Here is a 6,405-nt window from a genome sequence, read left to right as displayed (position 1 = left end):
CCGTGACGGTGATCCGCAGCTCCGCCCGCGCGAACCGGACGACCCCGCCACCGGGCGCGCGCCGCGCGGACACCACGAGCCCCGGAACCCGCGCGCGTTCGGCGCCCCGCGGCGGCAGCCCCAGGGCATCGGTACGCCTCCTGCGCCACGCGGCCCGCACGGTGAGCAGGCCCCGACCCGCCCCCGCCGAACCGACCGCCTTCATCGAACGCACCAGGTCACGACCGTCCATGCTGCTCAGCCTGCCACCCGAACGGGCCGGCGACCGCTGCGTTCAACTTCCGTTCATCCAGGTCCCCGGCACATGTTCACGGGACGGACCATCTGCGGCCGGCCCTGGTGTGAAAGTCGATCACATGGCATCGTCCGTCCCAGCCGCGTGACGCGCACACCCCAGCCGTGCGCGGTCCGCACACACGACGCGCGCAGTCCGGGAGCCGCCCCATGACCTCGACCCCATCGAACCCCTCGCCGCTCTGGCAGCCCGACCGGGAACGCATCGACCGGGCCCGGATCACCCGCTTCCAGGCCTGGGCGGCCCAGCACCACGGAGCCCCCGCCGACGGCGGCTACGCCGCACTGCATCGCTGGTCCGTGGACGAGCTCGACACGTTCTGGAAAGCCGTCACGGAGTTCTTCGACGTACGGTTCGCCACGCCCCCCGCGCGCGTACTGGGCGACCGCTCGATGCCCGGGGCCCGGTGGTTCCCCGGCGCGACCCTCAACTACGCCGAACACGCCCTGCGGGCGGCCGAAACCCGCGCGGACGAACCCGCCCTCCTGTACGTCGACGAGACCCACGAGCCCCGTCCCGTCAGCTGGTCCGCGCTACGCCGCCAGGTCGGCTCGCTGGCCGCCGAGCTCCGTACCCTCGGCGTACGCCCCGGGGACCGCGTCAGCGGCTACCTCCCCAACGTCCCGCAGGCCGTGGTCGCCCTCCTCGCCACCGCCGCCGTCGGCGGGGTGTGGACCTCCTGCGCCCCGGACTTCGGCGCCCGCAGCGTCCTCGACCGCTTCCAGCAGGTCGAACCCGTCGTCCTGTTCGCGGTCGACGGCTACCGCTACGGCGGCAAGGAGCACGACCGCCGCGACACCGTCGCCGAGCTGCGCCGCGACCTGCCCACCCTGCGGGCCGTCGTCCACGTCCCGCTCCTGGGCACCGAGGCACCCGAAGGCACCCTGGACTGGGCCGCCCTCACCTCGTCCGACACGGAACCCGTCTTCGAACAGGTGCCGTTCGACCACCCCCTGTGGGTGCTCTACTCCTCCGGCACGACCGGCCTGCCCAAGGCCATCGTCCAGTCCCAGGGCGGCATCCTGGTCGAGCACCTCAAACAGCTCGGCCTGCACTGCGACCTGGGCCCCGAGGACCGCTTCTTCTGGTACACCTCCACCGGCTGGATGATGTGGAACTTCCTCGTCTCCGGCCTCCTCACGGGCACCACGATCGTCCTGTACGACGGCAGCCCCGGCTATCCGGACACCGGCGCCCAGTGGCGCATCGCCGAACGCACCGGCGCCACCCTGTACGGCACCTCGGCCGCGTACGTCATGGCCTGCCGCAAGGCGGACGTCCACCCCGCCCGCGACTTCGACCTCTCCCGCGTCCAGTGCGTCGCCACCACCGGCTCGCCCCTGCCGCCCGACGGATTCCGCTGGCTGCACGACGAGGTCCGCGAGGACCTGTGGATCGCCTCCGTCAGCGGCGGCACCGACGTGTGCTCCTGCTTCGCGGGAGCCGTCCCCACCCTCCCCGTCCACATCGGCGAGCTCCAGGCCCCGGGCCTCGGCACCGACCTGCAGTCCTGGGACCCCGCCGGCAAACCCCTCACCGACGAGGTCGGCGAACTCGTCGTCGCCAACCCCATGCCGTCCATGCCGATCCGCTTCTGGAACGACCCCGACGGCAGCCGCTACCACGACAGCTACTTCGACACCTACCCCGGCGTCTGGCGCCACGGCGACTGGATCACGCTCACCTCGCGCGGCTCCGTCGTCATCCACGGCCGCTCCGACTCCACCCTCAACCGCCAGGGCGTCCGCATGGGATCGGCCGACATCTACGAAGCGGTCGAACGCCTGCCGGAGATCCGCGAGTCCCTCGTCATCGGCGTCGAACAGCCCGACGGCGGCTACTGGATGCCGCTCTTCGTCCACCTCGCCCCCGGAGCCGTCCTCGACGAGGCCCTCCTCGGCCGCATCAGGCACACGATCCGCGAACAGCTCTCCCCGCGCCACGTCCCCGACGAGGTCATCGAGGTCCCCGGCGTGCCCCACACCCTCACCGGCAAGCGCATCGAGGTCCCGGTCAAACGCCTCCTGCAGGGCACGCCCCTCGACAAGGCCGTCAACCCCGGCTCCGTCGACGACCTCGACCTGCTGCGCTTCTACGAGGAACTGGCCCGCAAGCGCACCTGACCCGCGCCCGCGGCGCAGGTCGGAGGGCATTGTCAGTGCCGCCGGTTACGGTGAGTGAGCATTGATCACCGCGCTCAGGGGGAAATGATGGCGCACACCAGGCACCTGACCATGCGACGCGTCCTGCGCCGCGAGATCGCCGGAACCATCGGCCTGCTCACCGACGAGCAGGACTTCACCGCCATGCGGCGGCGCTACCGCAGCTTCGCCTTCGACGACCACGCGAGCTACCTCCGCCAGGTGGAGACCCTGCTGCGGACCCTCGCCTCCCAGGGCGGCCACACCACGGTGGCGCTCTTCGACCCCGAGGAGTACGCCGAATACTGCGCCGAGCACGGCCTGGACCCGGACACACCGGCCGGCCGCACCCGCTTCACGGCGGAGCTCGCCGCGACCGGCGCGACCGTCCCCTACGACGGCCGCCCCCTCGACGCCCTCGTCCCCGACCTCGTCGACGAAGCCGTCCGCCGGGCCACCTGGGAGTACGCGACCACGCTCCTGTCCCGCATCGGCACCTGCGCGTCCTGCGGCGAGGACATCGGCCGGGCCGCCTTCCTGCGCGCCTCGGACCTGCTCCTGCGCGTCCTGGCGGCCGCGGGCCCCGGGGAGCACCACCTCGTGTGCAGCGTCTCCACCGAACCGGAAACCCTCATGGCGGTCCTGCGCACCGGCGACGACCGGCACGGCACACCCCGCCCGGACGAGGCCGAGGCCCTGGAGTTCACCACCGTCCTCGCCCTGGGCATCGCCCTCCGCACGGCCGGCGGCCTCGTCGTGCGCACCAGCACGCCGGGCACCAGCGACCGGGTGTACGGCTGGCGCCTGAAGGACGAGGGACTGGCCCCCCTCACCGCGGCAGAGGTCTTCGACGCCTACTGCACGGACGTCGAATCCGGCGACCCCGTCCCGCCGGAAGCGGGCGTCGACCACTGCGCGCCACCGGACCTGGACGACGGCGGACCCATCACCGGCCACCATCACTGAACACCCGAGGGGCGCCCCACCTCCCGGTGGAGCGCCCCTCGGATCGCACGTTCCTGCCTACTCGCCGGACAGCACCGCCTGCGCGGCCGCGCGCGCCTCCTCGGCACTGTCACCGGCCCGCGCCGCCGCGGCGGCCCGCTCGCACTGCGCCAGCGTGTACTTGGCCAGCGTCGCGCGCACGTAGGGGATCGACGCCGCACCCATGGAGAGCGAGGTGACACCCAGACCGGTCAGCACGCACGCGAGCAGCGGGTCCGAGGCCGCCTCGCCGCAGACACCACAGCTCTTGCCCTCGGCCCGGGCCGCCTCGGCGGACATCGCCACCAGGTCGAGCAGCGCGGGCTGCCACGGATCCTGCAGCCGGGACACGGCGCCCACCTGACGGTCGGCGGCGAAGGTGTACTGCGCGAGGTCGTTGGTCCCCAGCGACAGGAACTCGACCTCCCGCAGGATCGAGCGCGCCCGCAGCGAGGCCGACGGGATTTCGACCATCGCACCGAACTTGGCGTGCAGCCCCGCCGCACGGCACGCGTCGGCGAACGCCTTGGCGTCCGCACGGTCCGCGACCATCGGAGCCATGACCTCCAGGTGGACGGGCAGCCCCTCCGCGGCCTTGGACAGCGCCGTCAGCTGGGTACGCAGCACATCGGGGTGGTCGAGCAGCGACCGCAGTCCGCGCACACCCAGCGCGGGGTTCGGCTCGTCGGCCGGCGTCAGGAAGTCGAGCGGTTTGTCGGCGCCCGCGTCGAGCACGCGCACCACGACCCGCCCCTCGGGGAAGGCCTCCAGCACCTGCCGGTACGCCTCGACCTGCTTCTCCTCGGACGGCGCGTTCTTGCTGTCGTCGAGGAAGAGGAACTCGGTGCGGAACAGCCCCACACCCTCGGCACCCGCCTCGACCGCCGCGGGAACGTCCGCCGGACCGCCGATGTTGGCCAGCAGCGGCACCTTGTGCCCGTCGGAGGTGGCGCCCGGCCCGCTCGACGCCGCGAGCGCGGCCTTGCGGGCGGCCGCGGCGGCCTCCAGCTCGTCCTTCTTCTCCGCACTCGGGTCCACGAAGACCTCACCGGTGCTGCCGTTCACGGCGACCGTCGTGCCCTCGGCCAGCTCACCCGCTCCCGGCAGCGCCACCACGGCGGGCACCCCGAGCGCCCGCGCCAGGATCGCGCTGTGGCTGGTCGGCCCGCCCTCCTCGGTGACGAAACCGAGGACGAGCGCCGGGTCCAGCAGCGCGGTGTCGGCCGGCGCGAGGTCACGGGCGATGAGGACGTACGGCTCGTCGCTGTCGGGGACACCCGGCATCGGGACGCCGAGCAGCCGCGCGACGATGCGGTTGCGCACGTCGTCGAGGTCCGCCACCCTGCCCGCGAGGTACTCACCGGCATTGGCCAGCAGGGCGCGGTACGCGGCGAAGGCGTCGTACACCCCGCGCTCCGCGGTGCTGCCGACCGCGATACGCCGCTCGACGTCCGCCATGAGCTCCGGGTCCTGGGCCATCAGGGCCTGGGCCTCCAGCACCGCCTGCGCCTCACCGCCCGCCAGGTTGCCGCGCGCCACCAGGTCGGCCGCCACGGCCTCCACGGCCTGGCGGGCGCGCCCCTGCTCACGCTCCGCCTCCTGCGCCGGTATCTGCTTGGCAGGCGGTTCGAGCACCGCCGTCCCCATGTGCCGAACCTCGCCGATCGCCACACCGTGGCTCACGCCGACGCCTCGCAGCGTTGTCTCCATGTCACCCGTCTCCGATAGAGCGGCGGACCGTGCCGCCGTGTTGTCGTGTCGTGCCTGCCGTCGCGGACGGCGATGTGCTCAGTGCCAGCTGAAGAGAGCGTCGCCAGCCTTCACTTCGCCGTCAACGCTGACGTCGGAGAGGGACTCGGCCGTGGCTTCGAGCGCCACGACGGGACAGACGGGGGACTTGCCGGCCGCTTCGACGGCCGCCGGGTCCCAGCGCACCACGGCCTGCCCGCGCCGCACGGTGTCCCCCTTGTTCACGAGCAGCTCGAAGCCCTCGCCGTTGAGCTGGACGGTGTCGATGCCCAGGTGCGTCAGCACCCCGTGCCCCTCGTCGTCGACCACGACGAACGCGTGCGGGTGCAGGGAGACGATGACACCGTCGACGGGGGAGACGGCCGCGGACGCCTCGCGAACGGGGTCGATCGCGGTACCGGGGCCCACCATGGCCCCGGAGAAGACCGGGTCGGGTACAGCGGCGAGTCCGATGGTGCGTCCTGCAAGAGGGGACGTCACGGTGGTCATGGGGAGCCTCCCGGGGGGCGGGGAATCAAGTGGGCCGTCACTGCCTGTCCCGGACGGCACCCTGCTTGAGCAGCGTAAGTCATGGGAACTGACGGTTCCGCGCCAGAGCAGCCGCGTGGCGGACATCGTGCACAGGGCAATCGATTTGCATCCGTTCCGGAGCCCCCTGTACTGTCGTAGACCTGCTTGAGGCCGAGCGGTGCGAAGGATGCGCCCCGGTCTGGCAGCACCCAACTTGTCGGATCCCCTCCCGGGGTCTCCTTCCGTATGTCTGCGGAACGGTGGTCAGGGAGACGGAAAACCACTGATAGAGTTTGGGAACACGAAGGGAAAAGCCCGGAGGAAAGCCCGAGAGGGTGAGTACAAAGGAAGCGTCCGTTCCTTGAGAACTCAACAGCGTGCCAAAAATCAACGCCAGATATGTTGATACCCCGTCCATCACCGCAGGGTGGTGGGTGGAGGTTCCTTTGAAAAAGTCCTGCCGGGTGCAAGTTCGGTAGGCGCATCAGCGAGGACGCTGTGAACGACCGGTCTTATTCCGTCCGGTTGTTCCGCTCTCGTGATGTGACACCCGATTACGGGTAAACATTCACGGAGAGTTTGATCCTGGCTCAGGACGAACGCTGGCGGCGTGCTTAACACATGCAAGTCGAACGATGAACCACTTCGGTGGGGATTAGTGGCGAACGGGTGAGTAACACGTGGGCAATCTGCCCTTCACTCTGGGACAAGCCCTGGAAACGGGGT

General features: G+C 71.2%; 5 protein-coding genes. 2 read left to right on the top strand and 3 right to left on the bottom strand.

Translation table 11 applies throughout. The annotated features are described in order from the left end of the window. Positions 1-232, bottom strand: a 232-nt coding sequence (locus FGF04_RS07680) for a hypothetical protein (protein WP_149510662.1), incomplete at its 3' end; no start/stop codon positions are given. 212 nt (positions 233-444) lie between these two features. Between FGF04_RS07680 and FGF04_RS07675 the strand changes: the two genes are divergently transcribed. After that, on the top strand, positions 445-2,418 hold the full coding sequence (locus FGF04_RS07675; RefSeq protein ID WP_149510488.1) for an acetoacetate--CoA ligase: 1,974 nt from the start codon (positions 445-447) through the stop codon (positions 2,416-2,418). 87 nt (positions 2,419-2,505) lie between these two features. Next, positions 2,506-3,402 carry a hypothetical protein gene (locus FGF04_RS07670; protein WP_149510487.1) on the top strand — a complete coding sequence of 299 codons (897 nt, stop codon included), beginning with the start codon at positions 2,506-2,508 and terminating at the stop codon, positions 3,400-3,402. A 57-nt stretch (positions 3,403-3,459) separates the two neighbouring features. Here FGF04_RS07670 and ptsP read toward each other — a convergent pair whose 3' ends face one another. Together ptsP and FGF04_RS07660 are read right to left on the bottom strand one after the other, a co-directional pair. Next, positions 3,460-5,130, bottom strand: coding sequence for a phosphoenolpyruvate--protein phosphotransferase (ptsP, locus tag FGF04_RS07665; RefSeq protein WP_149510486.1), 1,671 nt, complete (start codon positions 5,128-5,130; stop codon positions 3,460-3,462). 78 nt (positions 5,131-5,208) lie between these two features. Beyond that, entirely contained in the window at positions 5,209-5,658 is a 450-nt protein-coding gene (locus FGF04_RS07660) for a PTS sugar transporter subunit IIA (protein ID WP_149510485.1), read from the bottom strand. Positions 5,659-6,405: the final 747 nt, after the last annotated feature.

Origin of the sequence: Streptomyces apricus (assembly GCF_008369065.1) — a bacterium.
Classification (GTDB): domain Bacteria; phylum Actinomycetota; class Actinomycetes; order Streptomycetales; family Streptomycetaceae; genus Streptomyces; species Streptomyces apricus.
The sequence above is the reverse complement of the archived record's forward strand: the minus strand, read 5'-3'. Positions and strand labels throughout refer to the sequence as shown.